Here is an 18,410-nt window from a genome sequence, read left to right as displayed (position 1 = left end):
GGCCGTGAACACCGAGAACGCCACCACCTCCATACCCGCCCCGAAACAGCGCCCGCCGCTCGCCCATCTGCCCGCGCAGGCCGGGCCCGACGAACGGCCCCTCACCAGTGAGCCGTCGCTCGCCGACGCCGCGCACTCGCCGTTGACCAGTGAGCCCCCGCTCGCCTGTGAGGCCCCGCTGACCAGCGAGCCGACCACCCATGCCGCGGCGGCCGCCGCGGGTGACTAGACAAGGAACCTGATGGACGACCTCGCCCGGCTCGCGGCCCTGTACGGAGTGGCCACCACCTACCAGCCCGCCGAGGACGTCACCGTCCGGGTCCCGGACGCCACCGTCGCCGCCGTGCTGCGGCAGCTGGGAGCGGACACCGCCACCCCGGAGACCGTACGGGCGGACCTCGCGGCGGCGGAGCACGAAGCGGCGCACCGGCTGCTGCCGCGCGTGCTGGTGTGGTGGGCCGGGGCGAGGCCGCCCGTGGAGCTGGGCTCGTTGCCGCCGGGGACGCGGCTCCGGCTGGAGCCGGAGGAGGGCGCACCGCCGGGGGCGGGGGAAGGGGCGGGGGAGGCCGCCCCGGCGGTGCCCTGGGGCGGCGACGCGGGGACGGGGCGCCCGCCGCTCGGCGTGCACCGGGTCCATGCCGAGGCCCCCGACGGCCGCACCGCCACCGCCACCCTGATCGTGGCCCCCGAGCGGGCCCCGGCGGCGCCGGAGCGCACCCACGGGATCCTCGTCCAGCTGTACTCGCTGCTCTCCGAGCGTTCCTGGGGCATGGGGGACCTGGGCGACCTGGCGGAGCTGGCGAGTTGGGCGGGCCGGGTCCACGGAGCCGGCTTCGTCCAGGTCAACCCGCTGCACGCGGCCGTGCCCGGGACCCCGACCGACCCCTCCCCGTACCGGCCGTCCTCGCGCCGGTTCCCCGACCCGGTGCACCTGCGGATCGAGGACGTCCCGGAGTACGCCGCCTGCCCGGACCGCGAAGCCCTCGCCGCGCTCGCCGCCCGGGGCGGGGAGCTGCGCCGCGAGGTCCTGGAGAAAGGGGCGCTGATCGACCGGGACGCCGTCTGGACCCTCAAGCGGGCCGCCCTGGAGCTGCTGTACGCCGTCCCGCGCACCCCCGAACGGGCAGCGGCCTACGGGGAGTTCCGCGCCGGGCAGGGTGCGGAGCTGGACCGTCACGCCGCGTGGTGCGCCGCGCGGGCCGGGGAGGACCCCGTCGCGGGGGCCGATTTCCACCGCTGGCTGGTCTGGCTGACGGATGCCCAGCTCACCGCCGCCCAGCGGGCCGCCAAGGAGGCCGGGATGGCGGTCGGCATCGTGCACGACCTGGCCGTCGGGGTGCATCCGGAGGGCTCGGACGCCTCCGGAGCCCCCCACTACGCCCGGGCCGTCTCCGTCGGCGCCCCGCCGGACGCCTTCAACGCGCGGGGCCAGGACTGGGGGCTGCCGCCGTGGCGGCCCGACCGGCTGGCCGCCACCGGGTACGAGCCGTTCCGGGCCCTGCTGCGGGGGGTGTTCCGGTACGCGGGGGCCCTGCGCATCGACCACGTCATGGGACTCTTCCGGCTCTGGTGGATCCCGGAAGGGACCCCGCCCGCCGAAGGCGCGTACGTCTCGTACGACGGGGAGGCGATGCTCGCCCTGCTGGTCCTGGAGGCCCACCGGGCCGGGGCCCTGGTCATCGGCGAGGACCTGGGCACCGTGCAGCCGGGGGTCCGTCAGGCGCTGGCCCGGCGCGGGGTGCTGGGCACCTCGGTGCTGTGGTTCGAGCGGGACTGGGGCGGGGACGGGGAGCCGCTGGAGCCGGAGCGCTGGCGGTCCGACTGCCTGGCCACGGCGACCACCCACGACCTGCCGCCCTCGGCCGCCAAACTGGCCGGCTCCCACGTGGAACTGCGCGACCGCCTCGGCCTGCTGACCCGCCCGTTGGAGCGGGAGCGCGCCGAGGACGCGGCGGACACCGCGCGCTGGCTGGACGTACTGGAGGACCTCGGGCTCGACACCAAGGGCGAGGAGGCCGCCGTACGGTCCCTGTACGGGTTCCTGCTGCGCACCCCGGCCCGGCTGGTCGGGGTCTGGCTGCCCGACGCGGTGGGGGACCGGCGGCCGCAGAACCTGCCCGGGACCTGGGACCAGTACCCCAATTGGCGGCTTCCGCTCGCCGACGCGGAGGGCCGGCCGCTGACGCTGGCGGCGCTGGCCGCCTCGCCGCGCGCGAACGCCCTGCTGGCGGCGGTGCGGGGGCGGGGGGAACCCCGTACGGCACCCCCGGGCGCGCGGGGAGTTTAGGTGTTCGCTACGTTTGCACCGTGGACAAGAAGAACGCTCTGCGCGCCGGCGCCGTCACGGCCGGAACGACGCTGATGATGCTGCTGATGACGTCTCCCGCTCTCGCGGTCACCCGCGACGACGGTGACGACCCGGGTCCGGGCCTGAGCGTCGCCGAGACGCTCGGCCTCTACGTGGCCGCGCCGATCGTGCTGTTCCTGGTCATCGCCGGTCTGGTGATGGTCGGCGACAAGTCGCGCAAGCAGCAGAACGAGAGCTGACCCCTTCCCGGGGTCCTCTCGCTCGATCAGAAACTTCCGGGGCGCCGGGGGTCCGAACGGACCCCCGGCGCCCCGTCGTACCCGAGCGACCTCACGGGCCGCTCGCGGGGAACCGCCTCCGGCCGGCCTACGGGACCCCGGCCAGCACCTTGCGCAGCAGGGCGGTGAGGGTCGCGACCTCCGCCTCGCCGAGCCCGGTGAGCGCGTCGCGCTGGACCGCCAGACCCGCCTCGACGGCCTCGTCGATGAGTGCGAGGCCGCGGTCGGTGATCGTCACCTGGAGCCCTCGCCGGTCGTGCGGATCGGGCTTGCGGCAGAGCAGTCCGGCCTTCTCCAGCTTGTCCAGCCGTCCCGTCATACCGCCCGTGGTGAGCATCAGCGTGGCCGACAGCTCGCGGGGCGAGAGGGTGTACGGGGTTCCGCTGCGGCGCAGCGTGGCGACGACGTCGAACTCCCCGCGGGCGATCCCGTAGCGTGAGTAGGCCCGCTCCATCGCATCGCCCATGGCCTTGGAGATGCGGAAGATCCGCCCGAAGACGGCCATGGGGGTGGTCTCCAGGTCGGGGCGCACCGCGAACCACTGGTCGGTGATGGCGTCGACGGGGTCCTTGGCGGCACCGGCTGCTGGCGTGGGCTCGGTCATGGGCGAAGTATCCGGCTTCCACTTGTTCCGCCGCAAGAAAGTTGCTTGCGGAAAAGTAGCTTAGCGGTAAGCTACTTCCAAGTGAGCTACTCGTCCCTGCCGGAGGAGCGTCCGTCATGAAGCGCGTCACCACCATCGCCCTGACCGCCCTGGCTCCCATCTCCTGGGGCTCCACCTACGCCGTGGCCTCCGAGCTGCTGCCGCCCGACCGGCCCCTGTTCACCGGGGTGATGCGCGCACTGCCCGCCGGACTGCTGCTGACGGCCCTGTCCCGCACCCTGCCGAAGGGGTGGTGGTGGGGGAGGGCCGCCCTCCTGGGCGGACTCAACATCGGCGCCTTCTTCCCGCTGCTGTTCCTCTCCGCCTACCGCCTGCCCGGCGGGGTCGCGGCCGTACTGGGCTCCGCCGGACCGCTGTTCGTCGTGGGGCTGGCCGCGCTCCTCCTGGGCGAGCGGGCCCGGCTGCGGACCGTGCTCGCCGCCGTCGTGGCGGCCTTCGGCGTCAGCATGGTGGTGCTGACCGCGGAGGCCGGGCTCGATCCCGTCGGGGTGGTGGCCGGTGTCGTCTCCTCCGCCTCGATGGGCGCCGGCACCGTCATGACCAAGCGGTGGGGCCGCCCGGAGGGCGTCGGTCCACTGGCCATGACCGGCTGGCAGCTCACCGCGGGCGGCCTGATCATCATCCCGGTCGCCGCGCTGGTCGAGGGGGCGCCGCCGGCACTCGACGGCAAGGCCTTCCTCGGCTACGGCTACATGATGCTGATCAATACCGGCATCGCCTACTGGCTCTGGTTCCGCGGCCTCGGGCGGCTCGGCCCCACCTCGGTCACCCTCCTCGGTCCGCTCTCCCCGCTGACCGCCGCCGTCATCGGCTGGGCCGCCCTGGGGCAGTCGCTGTCGCCGGTCCAGGTGCTGGGCATGGCGATCGCCTTCGGCGCCACCGTCGCCGGGCAGCTCGCGGTGGGCCCGGTGCGGACGAAGCCCGAACCGTTCAGTTCTACTGAAGGAACCGATCGAAATGTTTCGATGGACCTGACGGGTGGGTCGATGCGACGGTAGTGCGACGAACCGACACACCGAACTCCGAGGGGGAGACGCCCAGTGGCCGTCATGGACCGCGCCCGTACCGTTTCGCAGACAGAGCAGCCCGCCGCCGAGGGCGCCGGGGCGAAGAAGGGGGCCGCCGGCCTCGGCGTACTCCTCGCCCTGCTCGCGACGGTCGTCTGGTCCGGCAGCTTCGTCGCCACCCGGGGCATGGCCGACAGCATCCCGCCCGTCCAGGCCGTCTTCTGGCGCTGGACGATCGCCACCGTCGCGGTCGCCCCCTTCGCCGCCCGGCAGGCCTGGCAGCAGCGGGCCCTGATCCGCAAGCACTTCGGCTACATCGCCCTGGCCACCCTCTTCGGCGTCACCCTCTACAACACCCTCGTGCACCAGGCCGGACTGACCACCTCTGCCTCCAACATGGGCATGATCATGGCGGCCTCCCCGGTGATCATGGCCCTGTACGCCCGGGTCGGCGGCGAACGGCTCGGCGCCCGGCGCACCTTCGGACTCGCCCTCGCGGCCCTCGGCGTGCTGCTGCTGGTCGGCAAGGGCTCCATCCGCTTCGACTTCGCCGCCGGCGACCTGTGGATGTTCGCCGCCGCCCTGTCCTTCGCCACGTACAGCGCGCTCCTCAAGCGCAAGCCCGCCGAACTGGGCGGCCTCGCCTTCCTGCTCACCACCTTCGTCCTCGGCGCCCTGATGCTGGCCCCCGCCTACGCCGTGTCCGTCGGCGTCCAGGGCGGCTTCCAGGTCACCCCCTCCACCGCCGGAATGCTCCTCTACGTCGGCGTCTGCTCCTCCGCCGTCGCCTTCTTCGCCTGGAACAAGGCCGTCTCCCTCATCGGCGCCGCCCGCGCCGGAGTCGTCTACTACCTCCAGCCGGTCTGCGTCGCGGGCCTCGGCCTGCTGCTCCTCGGCGAGACGACCGGCCCGGCGCAGCTGGTGTGCATGGCGCTGATCCTCGGCGGCGTGGGTCTGGGTGCCCGGCGGTAGGTTCGGTCCCATGACCGAGTGGGACATCAAGAAGCTGCGGATCCTGCGGACCCTCGCCGAACAGGGGACCGTGACCGCGACGGCCGAGGCGCTGCACATGACGCCCTCGGCCGTTTCGCAGCAGCTGACCAACCTGGCCAGGCTGCTGGGGGTCCCGCTGCTGGAGGCCCAGGGCCGCCGGGTCCGCCTCACCGACGCCGCGCACCTCGTACTGCGCCATGCCGAGGCGGTGTTCGCGCAGCTGGAGCGGGCCGACGCCGAACTGGCCGGATACCTCGCCGGGGAGGCCGGGGAGGTGCGGATCGGCGCCTTCTCCACCGCCGTGCCGGTGCTGGTGGTCCCGGCGGTCGCGGCCCTGCGGCTCTCGCACCCCGGCGTGGAGGTCCGCGTACGGGAGACGGAGGCGGCCGAGTCCTACGAGCTGCTGTCCGCCGGGGTCGTGGACCTGGCCCTCTCCCTCGCGGCGCACGCCCCGACCGCCCGGGACCCCCGCTTCACCCGCCGGACGCTGCTGGAGGACCCCCTCGACGTGGCCCTGCCCCCGGACCACCCGCTGGCCGGAGCCGCGGAGCTGAGGCTCGCGGACCTCTCGGAGGACCCCTGGATCTACGGCGGCAGCGGCCCCTGGTCGGAGATCACCCGCAGCGCCTGCGAGGCGGCGGGGTTCGTACCCGAACAGGCCCACTCGGCCTCGGGCTGGACCGCGATCCTGGCCATGGTCGAGGCGGGCATGGGCGTGGCCCTGGTACCGCGCATGGTGGCGAGCCGCGCCTCGGGGGTGGCCGTCCGCGTCCTGTCCCACGACCGCCCCACCCGGCACGTCGTCGCGGCCCTGCGCCGCGGCTCGGAATCGGCCCCGGCCGTGGCCCACGTACTGGCCGCGCTGCGGACGGCCGCCGGCGGGTGACCTACGCTGACACCTTTGCATGATCTTTCCGGGGGTGGGGGCCATGAGAAGGAGAACGGCGCTCGGGGGGTGGGTGGCCGGCGGACTCGTCCTGGTGGCGGGCCTGGTCGTCACCGTACTGACAGCCCTGTCGGCACTGCTGGCACCGGCGCCGCCGACCGCGCGGGCCGCGCCCGTGCAGGCCGCGGTGGAAGCCGCCACCGTGCGGACGCTCACGTACAACGTCTGCGGCGCGGCCCCCTGCCAGAGCCAGAAGCCGCTCACCGAATGGGCCGACGGCCTCGTGCGGGCGATCGGCTCCGGGGCCGGCAGGGCCGACGTGGTGGCGCTCCAGGAGATGTGCCGGGGCCAGTACGACGAGCTGCGCCGGGTCCTGCCCGGCTACGCGGGCGTGTGGACCAGTACGCAGAAGGCCACCGGCTGTGCCAAGTGGGCCGGGGAGGGCGGTGACACCAGCTTCGGCCAGGCGCTGCTGATCAGGGGAGACCAGAGCTCGGTCACCGGGATGTCCGCCGTGGTGACCCCCGCCGACCCGGTCAGGATGACGGCGGCCCGCTCCGTCGTCTGCGCGAGGGCGCCCGTCGGCGGGCGCACCGTCCTGGCCTGCGGGACGCACCTGGTGCAGGACCCCGTCACACAGAGCGGCACCCCGGTGCTGATGCGCAGCATCGAGGACTGGGCGGACGGGCTGCCGGTCGTCCTGGCCGGGGACTTCAACGCGGAACCCGGCAGCGACCTCCTCAAGCCCGTCTTCGACGGAGCGCCCGGCATCCTGTCCCTCGCCGACGCGGGAGCCACCGGTCCGGAGCCCACCGCATGGGACAAGGACAAGAACAAGGGGAACGGGGAGAAGGGCGACTGGGGGCCCAGGATCGACCTCACCTTCTTCAGCCGTCAGGACTTCCGCGACCTGAACAGCACGGCCGAGGAGACCGGGCTGACCCCGAAGGACCACAAACTGGTCCGCGCCACCGCCGTCTTCACCGAGCGCCCGCACGCCGAAGGAGACCTCACCGGCGACGGCACGCCCGACCTGCTCGCCGTCCAGGACGACGGCTCGCTGCGGCTCCACCCCGGGCTCGGCAACGGCCGTTTCGCCCCCTACCGCACCATCGCCACCAGCGGCTTCGAGGGCGCCGACGTCAGCCATCGCGGCGACTGGAACGGCGACGGCCGCGAGGACGTCGTCGCCCGGATCGGCGACGAGCTGTGGATCTACCCCAACCGCGGCGACGGCCGCCTCGGCGACCGCATCCCGATGGGCGGGCGCCCCGACAAATGGGCCGGCGTCACCGTGCTCGCCGCCGGTGACGTGAACGGCGACGGGCAGCCCGACCTGGTGGCCCGCGGTGGTGGCGGCCTGTTCCTGCACCCGGGAGCCACCGGTACCGACCCGGCCCTGCCCCACAAGGCCGAGCCCCTGGCGGGCGCGGAGTGGAGGGACTACGAGATCCTCACGCCCGGTGACGTGAACGGTGACGGCCGCGCCGACCTCTGGGCCCGCTCCGCCGACGGGAGGATCAGCCAGTTCCTGTCCGCCGGGGCCACGACGCTCGCCCCGCCCACCGTGATCGGAACCGCCTCCCTGACCTCGTACCCGCTCGCCGGCACCATCGGTGACACGACCGGGGACGGTCGCGCCGACCTGCTGCTCACCACCGCGCCCAGGGGCACCGGCACCGCGGGCCTGAACCACCTCCAGGGCAACGCGGCCGGCACCGGCTTCTCCGCGGGCGTGCCCGTCGGCGACGGCGGCTGGCGCTGGAGCCAGTCGGCCCGCTGACCGCCCGGCGCGATGCGCGCGGCACGCGCCGTACCGCGCGTACGGCAAGGGGGCGCCCCCGGTGCGTTACACACCGGGGGCGCCCCCGCTCCTCCGTCCGGGCCGGTCAGGCTCCGGCGGCAGCGGCGTCCGCCGCCTGGGCCCTCAGCGCGCGCTCGACGCCCGCGCGGGACTCCGAGACCAGACGGCGCAGGGCCGCGTTCGGCTCGGCCGAGGCCAGCCAGGCGTCCGTCGCCGCGAGGGTCTGCTCGGAGACCTGGAGGGACGGGTAGAGCCCCACCGCGATCTGCTGGGCGATCTCGTGGCTACGGGTCTCCCAGACCTCCTTGACCGCCGCGAAGTACTTCTCCGTGTACGGGGCGAGGAGCTCGCGCTGGTCGGTCTGGACGAACCCGCCGATCACCGCCTCCTGCACCGCGTTCGGGAGCGAGTCGCCCTCGACGACCGAGGCCCAGGCCTCGGCCTTGGCCTCCGCCGTCGGACGCGCCGCCCGGGCGGTCGCCGCGTGACGCTCGCCGGCGGCCGTCCTGTCCCGCTCCAGCTCGGCCGCGATCGCCGCCTCGTCCGCGACGCCCGTGGCGACCAGGCGCTCCAGGAACGCCCACCGCAGCTCGGTGTCGACGGCCAGGCCCTTGACCTCCGCCGAGCCGTCCAGCAGCGCCGACAGGTACGCCAGCTGCTCCTCGGTACGGGCCGTCGCCGCGAACGCGCGGGCCCACGCCAGCTGGTGGTCGCTGCCCGGCTCGGCCGCGCGCAGGTGTTCCAGCGAGGCCTCCGTCCAGGTGGCCAGGCCCTGCTCCTGCCACGCCGGGTCGGCGTACAGGTCGACGGCCAGCTTCACCTGGCGGTGCAGCGACTGGACGACGCCGATGTCCGACTCCTTGCCGATGCCCGAGAGCACGAGGGCGAGGTAGTCGCGGGTGGCCAGTTCGCCGTCGCGGGTCATGTCCCAGGCCGAGGCCCAGCACAGCGCGCGCGGCAGCGACTCGGTGAAGTCGCCCAGGTGCGAGGTGACATTGGCGAGGGACACCTCGTCGAGGCGGACCTTGGCGTACGACAGGTCGTCGTCGTTGAGCAGGACGACGGCCGGGCGGGCACGGCCGGTCAGCTCCGGCACGGCGGTGAGGTCACCGTCGATGTCCAGCTCGATCCGGTCCGTACGGACCAGCTTGCCGTCGGCCAGGTCGTACAGGCCGACCGCGATGCGGTGCGGGCGCAGGACGGGCTCGCCCTTGGCTCCGGCGGGCAGCGCCGGAGCCTCCTGGCGGACCGCGAAGGCCGTGATGGCGCCGGAGGCGTCCGTCTCGATCTCCGGGCGGAGGATGTTGATGCCGGCCGTCTCCAGCCACGCCTTCGACCAGGCGGTCAGGTCGCGGCCGGAGGTCTCCTCGAGGGCGCCCAGCAGGTCCGACAGGCGCGTGTTGCCGAACGCGTGCGCCTTGAAGTACGCCTGCACGCCCTTGAAGAAGGCGTCGATGCCGACGTAGGCGACGAGCTGCTTGAGCACCGAGGCGCCCTTGGCGTACGTGATGCCGTCGAAGTTGACGAGGACGTCGTCCAGGTCACGGATGTCGGCCATGATCGGGTGCGTGGACGGCAGCTGGTCCTGCCGGTACGCCCAGGTCTTCATCGAGTTGGCGAAGGTGGTCCACGCGTGCGGCCACTTCGAGCCCTCGGCGTACGCCTGGCAGGCGATGGAGGTGTAGGTGGCGAACGACTCGTTCAGCCACAGGTCGTTCCACCACTCCATGGTGACCAGGTCACCGAACCACATGTGCGCGAGCTCGTGCAGGATCGTCTCGGCGCGCACCTCGTACGCCGCGTCCGTCACCTTCGAGCGGAAGACGTACTGGTCGCGGATGGTCACCGCGCCCGCGTTCTCCATCGCGCCCGCGTTGAACTCCGGCACGAAGAGCTGGTCGTACTTCGCGAACGGGTAGTCGTACGCGAACTTCTCCTGGAACCAGGTGAAGCCCTGCCGGGTCACGTCGAAGATCGCGTCGGCGTCGAGGAACTCGGCGAGCGAGGGCCGGCAGTAGATGCCGAGCGGGACGGACTGGCCGTCCACGCCCTCGTAGGAGCTGTGCACCGCGTGGTACGGGCCGACGATCAGGGCCGTGATGTACGTGGAGATGCGCGGGGTGGGCTCGAAGCGCCAGACGTTGTCGGCCGGAGCGGCCGGCGTCGGGGAGTTCGAGATGACCGTCCAGCCCTCGGGGGCCGTCACGGTGAACTGGAACGTCGCCTTCAGGTCGGGCTGCTCGAAGCTGGCGAAGACCCGCCGCGCGTCCGGGACCTCGAACTGGGTGTACAGGTACGCCTGCTCGTCGACCGGGTCGACGAAGCGGTGCAGACCCTCACCGGTGTTGGTGTACGCGCAGTCCGCGACGACACGGAGCTCGTTGGCCCCGGCCGCCAGGTGACCGAGCGCGATCCGGGAATCCCGGAAGACGGCGGCCACGTCCAGGGCCTTGCCGTTGAGGACGACCTCGTGCACGGCCGGCGCGACCAGGTCGATGAAGGTCTCGGCGCCGGCCTCGGCGGACTGGAAGCGCACCGTGGTCACGGAGGGGTACGTGCCACCCTCCTGCGCTCCGCTGAGATCGAGTTCGATCTCGTACGAGTCGACACTGAGCAGCTTTGCGCGCTGCTGAGCCTCTTCACGGGTCAGATTCGTGCCAGGCACGCGTTCATCTCCTTCGATGGTGACGGTGCTGTCCATCCTTCCACGCGGGCCGCGTCACCGCGCCGGAGTAATCCACGGGCGAACGCGACGTCCGATTTCCGCCAGCTTCGGCCCGGCCGGCCACGCACGCTGGACCTCATGACCGCTCACACCGCGCTCCCCATCGCCCCGTCCGCCCTCGCCGCCCTGCGCTCCCTCGACGACGCCGGGCAGCCCTGCCTGCCGTACGAGGACCCCGAGGGCGGCGCCCCGCTCCGCTGCTGCCTGCGCCGCAGCGCCCCGGGCGAACGGATCGCCCTCGTCTCCTACGCCCCGCTGCGCCGCTGGGCCGCCGCGACCGGCGCCGAGCCCGGCGCCTACGACGAACAGGGCCCGGTGTTCATCCACGCCGCCGACTGCGGCGGACCGGCCGGGGCGGCCGGTCACCCCTTCGCCCACCCCGGCGCGCTGCGCACCGCCCGCCGCTACGACGCGGCGGGCCACATCCTCGGCGGCCGGGTGCTCACCCTCACCGGGGACCCGGACGCGGTGATCGACCAGGCCCTGGCCGAAGCCTTCGCGGACCCGGGCACCGCTCTCGTCCACGTCCGCGCGGCCGAATTCGGCTGCTACCTCTTCGAGGTCCGCCGGGGCTGACGCGGCAGGGGCGGCGCAACGCGGCAGGGGCGGCGCCGTAGCGGCGCCGCCCCTGCTCCTCGTGCGTGCGTGCGGGATCAGCCGCGCAGCTCCTCCGCCACCAGCTCCGCGATCTGGACCGCGTTCAGGGCGGCGCCCTTGCGGAGGTTGTCGTTGGAGAGGAACAGGGCGAGGCCGTTCTCGGCGGTCTCGTCGACGCGGATGCGGCCCACGTACGAGGCGTCCTTGCCGGCGGCCTGCAGCGGGGTCGGGATCTCCGAGAGCTCGACGCCCGGGGCGGCCCCGAGCAGCTCGTATGCACGCTCGACGCTCAGCGGCCGGGCGAAGCGGGCGTTGACCTGGAGGGAGTGGCCGGAGAAGACCGGCACGCGCACGCAGGTGCCCGAGACCTTGAGCTCCGGGATCTCCAGGATCTTGCGGGACTCGTTGCGGAGCTTCTGCTCCTCGTCGGTCTCGAAGGAGCCGTCGTCGACCAGGTTGCCCGCGAGCGGGACCACGTTGTAGGCGATCGGCCGCTTGTAGACCTGCGGCTCCGGGAACTCCACCGCGCCGCCGTCGAAGGTCAGCTGGTCGGCGGCCTCGGCGACCGCGCAGGCCTGGCCCTTGAGCTCGGCGACGCCCGCCAGGCCCGAGCCGGAAACGGCCTGGTAGGTGGTGGCGATCAGCGCGGTCAGTCCGGCCTCGTCGTGCAGCGGGCGCAGCACCGGCATCGCGGCCATCGTGGTGCAGTTCGGGTTCGCGATGATGCCCTTGGGGCGGTTCTTGATCGCGTGCGGGTTCACTTCGGAGACCACGAGGGGGACCTCGGGGTGACCGCGCCATGCGGAGGAGTTGTCGATCACGACGGCGCCCTGCGAGGCGACCTTCTCGGCGAGGGCCCTGGAGGTGGCGCCGCCCGCGGAGAAGAGCACGATGTCCAGGCCGGACCAGTCGGCCGTGGAGGCGTCCTCGATGGTGATTTCGCGGCCCTCCCATTCGAGGGTCGTGCCGGCCGAACGGGCCGAGGCGAACAGCCGCAGCTCGTCCACCGGGAACTTCCGCTCGGCGAGGATGCCGCGCATGACTCCGCCGACCTGTCCGGTGGCTCCGACGATTCCGACCCTCACGGTGACTCCTCTTGGTACGTACGACGCGGGCGCGCGTGGAGTCATCATGCGTTCGACCCCACGAGGCTTGTCCAATCCATTGTCCGAGGAGCGGACGGTGTTCTGCGTGTGAACCCCCGTGACAACTCCGTGGCGGCCGTGTTGCACCCCGGCCCACCGCCCCTTTTGCCAGGTCGCAGCCGGTTACGGTCCGATCTGTCGCGTCCGCAATCCGGACGATCCTTCCGCACTTCGAACCCGGGGAGAACCACCGTGCGTGCCATCCGCCACCGGCGCCGGTCCATACCGGCGCTCGCCGCCCTCGCGGCAGCCGCCGTCGCCGCGCCCGTCCTGCTCGCCGCCACTCCGGCGGCCGCCCACCCGCGCGAGGGCCGGCTGGCCAAGGAGCTGGTGGAGGAGGTCACCGCCCGCGGGGCCTACCGTCACCTGGCCAGGTTCCAGCAGATCGCCGACGCCAACGGCGGCAACCGCGCCGCCGGCACCCCCGGCCACGCCGCCTCCGCCGCGTACGTCCACGACACCCTCGCCAAGGCCGGGTACCAGGTCTCGTACCAGGACTTCGACATCTACGACGCGCACACGAGGACGGAGCGCACCACCGTCCTCGCCGGCGCCGACCCGCGCGAGCTGGCCACCGCCGCGTTCACCTTCACCAAGTCCACCCCGGCCGGCGGCCTGTCCGCCCCGATCGCCCTCGCACGGGTCGACGAGACCCCGGGCTGTGACGCCGCCGACTACCCGGCCGGCGCGTTCACCGGGAAGATCGCCCTGGTCAAGCGGGGGTCCTGCACCTTCGTGGAGAAGCAGCGGGCCGCCGCCGCGGCGGGCGCGCTCGGCGTGATCGTCTACAACCACAGCGGCACCACCCCGGTCCGGGGCAGCTTCTCCTCGCCCGCCGAGGGGATCATCCCGAGCGCCGGCATCACCCTCGCCGACGGGGAGGCGCTGACCGCGGCCGCCGGCAGGGGCGAGGTGACCGTACGCCTGGACCTGGACCAGGAGCACGTGAAGAAGACCACCCGCAACGTGATCGCCGAGACCCGGGGCGGCCGCGCCGACCGGGTGCTCACGGTCGGCGCCCACCTGGACTCGGTCGCCGAGGGCCCGGGCATCAACGACAACGGATCCGGCTCGGCCGGCCTGCTGGAGGTGGCCCTCAAGCTCGCGGAGGAGGGCGCCAACAAGAAGGGCAAGGGCAAGCAGACCGCGAACAAGGTCCGCTTCGCCTGGTGGTCGGCGGAGGAGCTCGGCCTGCTGGGCTCCGAGCACTACGTGGCGCAGCTGTCGGAGAAGCAGAAGAAGGACATCGCGCTCTACCTGAACTTCGACATGATCGCCTCGCCGAACCCGGTGCAGTTCGTCTACGACGGCGACGACTCGGACAAGACCGGCGAGGGCGCGGGTCCGGCCGGATCGGCGCAGATCGAGGCGCTGATCAACGGCTTCCTCGACAAGAAGCACAAGCCGCACGAGGGCAGTGACTTCGACGGCCGCTCCGACTACGGCCCGTTCATCGCGAACGGCATCCCGGCGGGCGGCACCTTCACCGGGGCCGAGGGCATCAAGACGCCCGAGCAGGCGAAGCGGTACGGCGGCACGGCCGGGGCCCCGTACGACCCGAACTACCACGGGGCGGGCGACACCCTGAAGAACCTGGACCTCAAGGCCTTCGACACCAACCTGGACGTCATCGCCCACGCGGTCGGCACCTACGCGCAGGACCTGAGCTCGCTCGGGAAGTGACGCGGGGCCCGAGGGGGGCATGCGGAAGGGGCGGGTACCCGATCGGGTACCCGCCCCTCCGTCATGCGGTCACGAGGTCATGCGGTGATCCGTCGCACGGCCGGAGCCGTTACGGGAGGACCTTCTCGATCTGCACGCTGCCGGTGCCGGCGGCGGTGCCGCCGGCGTTGAGCAGCTTGATCTCGCCGAAGAACTGGCGGCCTTCCGGAGCCGCGCTGTTGACCAGCACGTTCGCGGAGACGGACGCCGAGGCGCCGTTGGCGAGGTTGACCTTCGCGGCCTCGTCGACCTGGACGGTGCCCAGGGCGGCCGAGTAGTAGACGTCGCGGTAGTCGTAGGTGGTGGAGCCGGTCGGGATCGCGTAGCCGATCACGTTGACCGTGTAGGTGCCCGCGGCCGGGTTGACCAGGCTCACGGCCTCCTCGGAGTCGCCGTCGGCGGAGGTGCCGACCTTGACGCCGTCCTTGTAGACCTCGAGGTCCAGGTCGGCGGCGGTGTCGGAGACGTTGCCGATCGCGATGTCGAGGCGGGAGACGCCCTCGCCGATCGTGACCTCGGACGTCTGGGTCTCACCGGTGGCGATGGTCGGCTTGGCGACCTTCGCGGAGCCGAGCGGACCGCCCTGGAGCTTGCCGCCGGAGATGGCCGCACCCTCGTTCTTGACGGTCCACTGGACCGGCGCCGGGGTGCCCAGCTTGACCTCGGGCAGGACCTTGACCGCGGGGTCGAAGGCCGCGCCGAGCACGGAGACGTCGAGCTTGAACGGGTTGTCGAGCAGCGGCGACGTACGGCGCGACTCGACCTCGATCTCCCAGACGCCCGGCTGCGGGTTCGGGTACGAACGCAGGTCGGGGCGGCACAGGTTCGCCGGGTTGTCGTAGTTCGGGTAGCACTGGGTCGTCGCGCTGTCCTCGACGCCCACACCGTACGGGTGGATCGAGATGAAGCGCGTCTGGCTGCCCGGCTTCAGACCGCCGAGGGCGACCTCGAGGGTCTTGGCGCCCGTGGGGACGGTCACGAAGTACGACTTGTGGCTGTTGCGCTGCACGGACGAGGTGTCCGAGTAGGCGAACGAGGGCTTGGCCAGCGGGGCGGAGACGACGACCGTGGAGAGGATCTGCTTGTCGATGCCCTCGGTGGTCTCGTCGTCGAGCTGCAGGATGCCGCTGTGGACACCGGCGGTCGTGGCCTTGGCCTCGACCTTGATGGTGACCGGCTTGTTCAGGGGCAGGGTGACGTAGTCGTAGTCGCCGAGGACCTTGAACGTACCGTCGTTGTTGCGCCAGCTGAGCTGGTGCGGGGTGCCGTACTTGACGCCGGTGGTGCGCGTCACGACGACGTTGTAGACCTTCTTCTGGCCGACCTTCAGGCCGCCCTCACGGTCGTAGACGCCGGTGCCGAAGCCCGGGGTCTTCAGGAACTGGTCGATCGCGGTGTCGACCGGCGCCGAGACGGTGAACTCGTTGGCCTTCGCGCCGCGCTGGATGGACTCCCACGCGCCGGGGATGTTGATCAGGCCCGCGCCCTGGGCGTGCGCCGGAACGTCGTCGATCTTCTTCGCGCTGCTGGTGAGCGCGATGCGCAGGGTCGCCGGGGTGAGGGCGATGTGCTGCTGCTTCGCGGCCGAGATCAGCAGGGCGCTGGCGCCCGCCGCCTGCGGCGAGGACATCGAGGTGCCCTGCAGCATGGCGTAACCGGCCGGCAGGTCGTAGCCCGCCTCCTTCACCGGGGAGCCCGGCAGCCAGGTCTGGACGGAGTTGATCGACGCGCCGGGGGCGGTGATCGTCGGCGTGAAGCCGCCGTCCTCACGCGGACCGCGGGAGGAGAAGGGGAACATGCTGTACTTCTTGGTCACGCCGGAGCCGTAGTTGGCTGCCCAGGTCTCCTTGGAGACCGCCGCGCCCACGGAGATGACCTTGTCCGCGAGACCGGGGTCACCGATGGTGTTGATGCCGGGGCCCTCGTTGCCCGCCGAGATGACGAGCTGGACACCGTAGGTGTCGATGAGGTTCTTGTAGAGCTCGGAGCGCGCGTTGTTGCCGTCGTTCAGCGCCGGCAGGCCGCCGATCGACATGTTGACGATGTCCACGCCGCGGTTGACGACGAGGTCGATCATGCCCTCGGTCAGCGCGATGTTGGTGCAGCCACCGGACCAGGAGCAGGCGCGCGAGGAGACGATCTTGGCGCCGGGCGCCTCGCCGTTCATCGCGCCGCCGAAGAGGCCGTTGGCGGAGGTGATGCCCGCGACGTGCGTACCGTGCTCGGACTCGATGATGCCGACGTTGACGAAGTCGGCCTTCTTGCCGACCCAGTCACCGCCCAGCGGGTCCATCGGGACGTCCTTGCGGATCTCGACCACGAACGGGATGCGCTCGGCGACGTCGGTCGCCGGGTTGTCCGTGCCGAAGTAGCCGATCTGGTAGCCGTCCTTGTACGGCTTCATCGGCTCGTTGTTCGTGAAGTCGTTGTCCTGGTCGGTGTCGACGCGGACGGTCCCGGCGACCGGGTCGTAGAGCAGGCCGAACCGGTCGGTGGTGTCCCCGTCCCGGTTGACGTCGCCCTTCATGTCACCGGTGGCGGTGATCGACTCGGTGAAGCGGCTCCACTGGAACGAGCCCGCCGGGGCCTTCCAGCTCGCGCCGCCCGCGCTGAACGCGCCGCCGGCGACCGGGGTGATCTGGGGGCGCCAGGTGGCGTCGCCGTCGGCGAGCGGGTCGGTCGCGGTGACCCAGTCGACGATCTTGCGCTCGCCGGTGGTGGTCTTCTGGAGCGCGGGGTGACCGAGGTCGACGCCCGAGTCCAGGATGCCGATGGTCACACCGCGGCCGTCGGCCTTCGGGTTCTTCTTGAGGAAGTCCAGCGAACCGGTCTCGAAGGACGGGTTGTACGGGTTCTTCGCGGGGGTGTTCTTGCCCGGCGCCGGGTACGTCTCGGCGGCGGTCTTCTTGACCGTGCCGGTCTCGCGGCCCGCGTCCGGACGGGGGTCCGGAAGCTGGATCTCCTGACGCAGGTCGATGCCGTGCACCGAGGACAGCTTGGCGGCCGCCTTCAGAGCGGCCTCGGCCTTGTCGGTCGGCAGGGTGGCGCGGACGTAGCCGAGCTTGTCGTACGTCTGGCCCACCGAGGCGCCCTGGACGTCGTCGAGCTGCTTCGCCACCTGCTGGGTCTGGCCAGGAGCGGTCGCGACCATGACGGTGACGGTCTTCTCGCCCTTGGTCTTGGCTTCCTGCAGCAGTTCGACGTCGGCCGAACCGAGCTTCTGGTCGGCCGACTTCACCGCGGGGTTGGCGGTGGGTTTGCCCGTGGGGCCGTCGGTGCCGGTCGCCGCGAAGACGGGCACGGCTCCGGTGGCCGCGAGAGCGGCCACCAGGCCGGCCGCGGCCGCGACGCGCGCGGCGCGTCGGGTCACGGATATGGAGCTGGGGGAGTCGAGGGTCATCAGCATCCCTGGCTAAGTGAAAGATACGGTCCGGATTTCGGTGCCGGATGACCGGTCAGCCTCGCTTAAGTGACAGCTCTTTGGGGAGAGTTGTCATCGACCGATACCTGACCTGGCGGACTCCCGCCACTGCCAGGGATGCGCCAGAAGGCCCGTACCGGGGTGAACCGGTACGAGCCTTCGGGTTAGATCATCGATTTATCGACTTCCCGACCTTCTGTCAGGGATGAAGCACGACTCCGTCTCGGATCGAGTGTGACAACTTCGCGGTGTTCAGCGCTCGCGCGTGCGCGCGTAATGGCGGGAGGCTTTCGCCCGGTTTCCGCAGGCCGCCATCGAGCACCAGCGCCGGGTGCCGTTGCGTGAGGTGTCGTGGAAGTGCAGGACGCACGTCTCGGAGGCGCACTTGCGGATCCGGTCGGGGTCGGAGCCCAGTAGCTCCAGGTAGTCGTAGGCGGCCGTCCAGGCCGGACCCCAGGCCGGGTCCGCGAACTCGGTGCGCTCGCCGGGTCCCCCGGACGTCAGGGTGGCCCGGATCCGCCCGTGCTCCAGGACGGCGTCGACCAGGGCGCGGGCGCCCCCGTCGGCCGGGTCCGCGATCGCGCGGGCCAGTGCCTCGCGGGCGGTGAGCAGGTGGACCAGGGTCGCGGCGTCGGCGCGGAAGCGGCCGGACAGCCCGGTGCTCTCCAGCCAGAGCGCGAGCCCCTGCACGCGGCTGAGGCCGAAGGCCCCGGCGAAGAGGTCGAGGGGTTCACCCTCCTGGACCCAGCGGGTGTTCAGCAGGTCCAGGGCCACCGGTTCCCCGGTCAGGGGTCGTGGGTCCGCCGTCGGCAGCTCCGCCGTCGTCATGTCCGCCTCCTCGCGTCACTAACCCCTCAAGA

General features: G+C 72.2%; 14 protein-coding genes. 9 read left to right on the top strand and 5 right to left on the bottom strand.

The window, feature by feature from the left end:
* Window positions 1-4: 4 nt before the first annotated feature.
* The 3 genes from OG389_RS13220 to OG389_RS13210 are packed head-to-tail and all read left to right on the top strand — an operon-like array spanning window position 5 to window position 2,547.
* On the top strand, window positions 5-229 hold the full coding sequence (locus OG389_RS13220; RefSeq protein ID WP_443059426.1) for a hypothetical protein: 225 nt from the start codon (window positions 5-7) through the stop codon (window positions 227-229).
* A gap of 12 nt (window positions 230-241) precedes the next feature.
* Window positions 242-2,287, top strand: coding sequence for a 4-alpha-glucanotransferase (locus OG389_RS13215; RefSeq protein WP_328298673.1), 2,046 nt, complete (start codon window positions 242-244; stop codon window positions 2,285-2,287).
* A 20-nt stretch (window positions 2,288-2,307) separates the two neighbouring features.
* Window positions 2,308-2,547: a hypothetical protein gene (locus OG389_RS13210; RefSeq protein WP_328298672.1), complete on the top strand. Its 240-nt coding sequence runs from the start codon at window positions 2,308-2,310 to the stop codon at window positions 2,545-2,547.
* A gap of 127 nt (window positions 2,548-2,674) precedes the next feature.
* Here the strand turns inward: OG389_RS13210 and OG389_RS13205 are convergent, their stop codons facing one another.
* Window positions 2,675-3,190, bottom strand: a complete 516-nt coding sequence (locus tag OG389_RS13205; protein WP_328298671.1) for a MarR family winged helix-turn-helix transcriptional regulator — start codon at window positions 3,188-3,190, stop codon at window positions 2,675-2,677.
* A gap of 116 nt (window positions 3,191-3,306) precedes the next feature.
* Here OG389_RS13205 and OG389_RS13200 point away from each other — a divergent pair, with 116 nt between their 5' ends.
* From OG389_RS13200 to OG389_RS13185, 4 genes are read left to right on the top strand one after another with little or no spacing between them, the layout of a single operon-like run.
* On the top strand, window positions 3,307-4,248 hold the full coding sequence (locus tag OG389_RS13200; RefSeq protein ID WP_328298670.1) for an EamA family transporter: 942 nt from the start codon (window positions 3,307-3,309) through the stop codon (window positions 4,246-4,248).
* Between the two features lie 51 nt (window positions 4,249-4,299).
* On the top strand, window positions 4,300-5,229 hold the full coding sequence (locus OG389_RS13195; protein WP_328303739.1) for a DMT family transporter: 930 nt from the start codon (window positions 4,300-4,302) through the stop codon (window positions 5,227-5,229).
* A gap of 10 nt (window positions 5,230-5,239) precedes the next feature.
* Complete coding sequence (locus tag OG389_RS13190; RefSeq protein ID WP_328298669.1) at window positions 5,240-6,136, top strand: LysR family transcriptional regulator; 897 nt, start codon at window positions 5,240-5,242, stop codon at window positions 6,134-6,136.
* 43 nt (window positions 6,137-6,179) lie between these two features.
* Entirely contained in the window at window positions 6,180-7,919 is a 1,740-nt protein-coding gene (locus OG389_RS13185) for an FG-GAP-like repeat-containing protein (RefSeq protein ID WP_328298668.1), read from the top strand.
* Between the two features lie 106 nt (window positions 7,920-8,025).
* On the opposite strand, the gene pepN is transcribed toward OG389_RS13185, so the two are convergent.
* The gene (gene pepN / locus OG389_RS13180; protein ID WP_328298667.1) at window positions 8,026-10,605 is read right to left on the bottom strand and encodes an aminopeptidase N; all 2,580 of its coding nucleotides are present in this window, start codon (window positions 10,603-10,605) and stop codon (window positions 8,026-8,028) included.
* Window positions 10,606-10,743: 138 nt separating this feature from the next.
* Here pepN and OG389_RS13175 point away from each other — a divergent pair, with 138 nt between their 5' ends.
* On the top strand, window positions 10,744-11,241 hold the full coding sequence (locus OG389_RS13175; protein ID WP_328298666.1) for a DUF1203 domain-containing protein: 498 nt from the start codon (window positions 10,744-10,746) through the stop codon (window positions 11,239-11,241).
* Between the two features lie 77 nt (window positions 11,242-11,318).
* On the opposite strand, the gene OG389_RS13170 is transcribed toward OG389_RS13175, so the two are convergent.
* On the bottom strand, window positions 11,319-12,347 hold the full coding sequence (locus OG389_RS13170; RefSeq protein WP_328298665.1) for an aspartate-semialdehyde dehydrogenase: 1,029 nt from the start codon (window positions 12,345-12,347) through the stop codon (window positions 11,319-11,321).
* Between the two features lie 252 nt (window positions 12,348-12,599).
* Between OG389_RS13170 and OG389_RS13165 the strand changes: the two genes are divergently transcribed.
* Window positions 12,600-14,090: a M28 family metallopeptidase gene (locus OG389_RS13165; protein WP_328298664.1), complete on the top strand. Its 1,491-nt coding sequence runs from the start codon at window positions 12,600-12,602 to the stop codon at window positions 14,088-14,090.
* 109 nt (window positions 14,091-14,199) lie between these two features.
* Here the strand turns inward: OG389_RS13165 and OG389_RS13160 are convergent, their stop codons facing one another.
* Together OG389_RS13160 and OG389_RS13155 are read right to left on the bottom strand one after the other, a co-directional pair.
* Window positions 14,200-17,529 carry a S8 family serine peptidase gene (locus OG389_RS13160; RefSeq protein WP_328298663.1) on the bottom strand — a complete coding sequence of 1,110 codons (3,330 nt, stop codon included), beginning with the start codon at window positions 17,527-17,529 and terminating at the stop codon, window positions 14,200-14,202.
* Window positions 17,530-17,802: 273 nt separating this feature from the next.
* Window positions 17,803-18,378, bottom strand: coding sequence for a CGNR zinc finger domain-containing protein (locus OG389_RS13155; RefSeq protein WP_328298662.1), 576 nt, complete (start codon window positions 18,376-18,378; stop codon window positions 17,803-17,805).
* Window positions 18,379-18,410 lie beyond the last annotated feature (32 nt).

This window comes from Streptomyces sp. NBC_00435 (assembly GCF_036014235.1).
In the GTDB taxonomy this organism is placed as follows: domain Bacteria; phylum Actinomycetota; class Actinomycetes; order Streptomycetales; family Streptomycetaceae; genus Streptomyces.
The sequence above is the reverse complement of the archived record's forward strand: the minus strand, read 5'-3'. Positions and strand labels throughout refer to the sequence as shown.